3 protein-coding genes and 1 pseudogene are annotated in these 3,003 nt (G+C 58.2%); 1 reads left to right on the plus strand and 3 read right to left on the minus strand.

Going from position 1 to position 3,003, the window contains the following annotated elements; translation table 11 throughout:
* The 3 genes and pseudogenes from ABI_RS26545 to ABI_RS22605 form a co-directional block, all read right to left on the minus strand.
* Positions 1-498, minus strand: a 498-nt coding sequence (locus tag ABI_RS26545) for a calcium-binding protein (RefSeq protein ID WP_280959750.1), incomplete at its 3' end; no start/stop codon positions are given.
* A 385-nt stretch (positions 499-883) separates the two neighbouring features.
* A complete protein-coding gene (locus ABI_RS22600; protein WP_050808403.1) occupies positions 884-1,177 on the minus strand; it encodes a hypothetical protein in 294 nt (97 codons plus the stop codon).
* Positions 1,178-1,233: 56 nt separating this feature from the next.
* Positions 1,234-1,793 (minus strand): annotated as a pseudogene (locus tag ABI_RS22605) (HNH endonuclease).
* Positions 1,794-1,988: 195 nt separating this feature from the next.
* Here ABI_RS22605 and gluQRS point away from each other — a divergent pair.
* On the plus strand, positions 1,989-2,789 hold the full coding sequence (gluQRS, locus tag ABI_RS22610) for a tRNA glutamyl-Q(34) synthetase GluQRS (protein ID WP_006275401.1): 801 nt from the start codon (positions 1,989-1,991) through the stop codon (positions 2,787-2,789).
* Positions 2,790-3,003 lie beyond the last annotated feature (214 nt).

Here is a 3,003-nt window from a genome sequence, read left to right on the forward strand (position 1 = left end):
AGCGTTCAGTAAATCGTTGCCCGTGTCACCGTAAAGATACTCGCCTGCCGTTCCGCCTGTCAGCGTGTCATTCCCCGCGTCCCCGTCGAGTTCACCTCCGCCTGACGTGTCGTCCAAAAGGTCGTTACCCTCGCCACCGCTTACATAGTCGTAGCCGGTTCCGCCACTCAGCGTGTCATTGCCGCCCTCGCCATAAACGTAGTCACTGCCACCACCACCCGACAACACATCATCGCCAGCACGACCCTCGATGTAGTCAGCGCTCCCGGTACCGCCGTAGGTATCATTTCCAGATGTCCCGACATAGTTGGCGTGCTCAATGGATCCTTTGGCCAACGTAGATATGGCTGTCGACGCTAATCCTGAGCCCGCTTCGGCGAGCGGTTGCATAGTAACGGCCAAGACGCCGGAGTCTGTGATGTAGAGCGGACCTCGCTGCAGATCCACGTTCAATGCTGACGAAGTTGTTCCGTATTGCTTACCAAACTGTTTGGCCATGGTCCCCGCTCCCGAAATGGTTAATAAATGAATATTAACCAAATCCCAGCGTGCGGCAATGTAAATTTCTCGTCTTCAGCGTATTTTTCCCTTCGTGAGGGGCATTTTAGATGGTAGCCTCTCTTCATTCACGGAACATGATTATGACATATCTGCTCTACCGCGGCCGACATCGGAACTGCCCATTACACATCTTCGTGCGAGTGCATAGCACCGTAAATCAGCCTCAAATTGTCTGTCGGAAACTCCGACCGTCCTTATGGGGGCAAATCGCCAACCACCGGCGCAAACGACATATGGCTAGCCAGGATAGTCCTTTATAATAACAGTCGCCGTTTTCTCAGCGAAGCGATCTGTCCCCGTCCACCGCCAGCGCTTCCGCCAATTATCGCCCCTCGAACTCCAGGCTGGTGCGCAGATGCTCCAGCAGGGTCTCGCGGATTTCGTCGTCGACGGTGCCCAGATCAAAAGCCGCGTCGCCATTATCCAGCATCCGAACCTGAACCCGTTCGCCCATGAAGACAAAGCTATGATGCTTGCGGCCAAACAGCCATTTGCGTCGGGCCTCGATGCGCACGCCCAGAGTGGTTTGCAGCGCCTTGGTCAGGGGCTCCATCGGCATGCGGGTCTTGCCGCGCGGCCGTGGGAAGTTCACGACGCCAAACGCGCGCCTGTCCATTTCAAACCGCACTGGAGACGACATATTCTATGCCAAGACCTGTAAAATGAAACCCTCTACGCCTCGAGCAGCGTATCCCAATACAGATAATCTATCCAACTTTCGTGCAGATAGTTAGGGGGAAAACGCCGCCCCAGTTCCTGAAGCTGAAACATTGTGGGCCGGTGTGGGTTTTTTGTCGGCATCATTCGCGCCTGAACAGGTGTTTTTCCCCCTTTACGCAAGTTGCAGGGTGCGCACGCTGTAAGGATGTTGGTCCACGACGACTTTCCGCCCTGGCTGACCGGCACGACATGGTCAAACGTGAGGTCGTGCGGCGAGCCACAGTACTGGCAGCAGAACCGGTCGCGCAGGAAGACATTGTAGCGGGTAAAGGCCGGCGGTCGGTTCTGGTCGATATAGGTTTTCAGCGACACCACGCTGGGCAACCGCATCTTCATCGACGGCGAATGGATTTCGATATCGTAGGTCGAGACCACATCGACGCGGCCTTCGAACACGGCCTTGACGACGTCCTGCCACGGCTTGGTCGACAAGGGGTAGTAGGACAAGGGCCGGAAATCGGCGTTAAGCACAAGGGCGCGCCAATCGTGGGGGGCGCTTTCAGGACTTGCATGGCCGCCTCCCCGGATGAACGGTTTGCGGCGAAAGGAAACTGCATGGTTTGAAGACGAACCTCCTTCGGCAGGAAGATGGTGCCTGTGGATAGTTTGCCTCCGATTCCACACAAAAGAAACGTCAATTTTTTACGACAATGCTTATTTCACGACCTGTGGTCCTGGCGCACAGGCTGGTGTAGTCATGAACAACCATGACCGTTCGCACCCGTTTCGCACCCTCACCGACCGGCTACCTGCATCTGGGCCACGCCTTCAGCGCCCTGACAGCGTACGGCTTTGCGCGTGACCACCGCGGCGATTTCATCCTGCGCATCGAAGACATCGACCATACCCGGTGCCGGCCGCAGTTTGAGCAGGCGATTTTCGACGACCTGGCCTGGCTGGGGATCGCATGGGAGACGCCTGTCTTGCGCCAAAGCGAACATCTGGCCGACTACCAGGCGGCCCTGGATCGGCTGCGCGACATGGGCGTGCTCTATGCCGACAGCCGCACGCGCAAGGGCCAGGCCGAAGCGGCCCTTAGCGCCCCCCAAGGTGATGACAATACCGAAACATCCCCTGCCCCGCCGGCGTGGCGACTGTCCTTGGACGCCGCGCGCGCCCGCCTCGGCGCACGCTACGACGCCTTGCAGTTCACCGACCTGAACGCCGGCGATCACCCTGCCCGGCCGGAGATCAATGGCGATGTCATCTTGGGCCGCAAGGACATCGGTGTCGCCTATCATCTGGCCGTGGTGGTCGACGACGCCCGTCAGGACATCACCCACGTCGTCCGCGGCCAGGACCTGTTCGACGCCACCCACACCCAAGTGCTGCTGCAGGCGCTGCTGGACTTGCCAACGCCGCAGTACCTGCACCATACCTTAGTGCTGGACGACCAAGGCCGCCGCCTGGCCAAACGCAAGGGTTCGAAATCCTTACGCGACTATCGCGACGGCGGCCGGTCTTCCGATGATATTCTCGCCCTACTCGACATCACGGCGAAGGCTTAAAACCACCTCCTCACGATGTGCCAAACTCCCTCCTCCCCACGTGTGGGGAGGGGAACCGCGGAGCGGTGGAGGGGTATTTCCGTCAGTGGGTCTTCTACCGGCAAATCAGTTAGAGGCGCCCAAACAAAAAGCGCAGACCGCTGTCGCAGTCTGCGCTTTCGAAACGCTTTTACTATGGTCTTAGGAGCGCAAAGACTGTCTTGAAAATGCGTCA

The sequence above is a fragment of the Asticcacaulis biprosthecium C19 genome (genome assembly GCF_000204015.1).
In the GTDB taxonomy this organism is placed as follows: domain Bacteria; phylum Pseudomonadota; class Alphaproteobacteria; order Caulobacterales; family Caulobacteraceae; genus Asticcacaulis; species Asticcacaulis biprosthecius.

Bases quoted from the DNA above. Each gene is read 5' to 3' on its own strand.
- ABI_RS22600 (WP_050808403.1), bottom strand. From the start codon at position 1,177: ATGGACAGGCGCGCGTTTGGCGTCGTGAACTTCCCACGGCCGCGCGGC.
- gluQRS (WP_006275401.1), top strand. From the start codon at position 1,989: ATGACCGTTCGCACCCGTTTCGCACCCTCACCGACCGGCTACCTGCAT.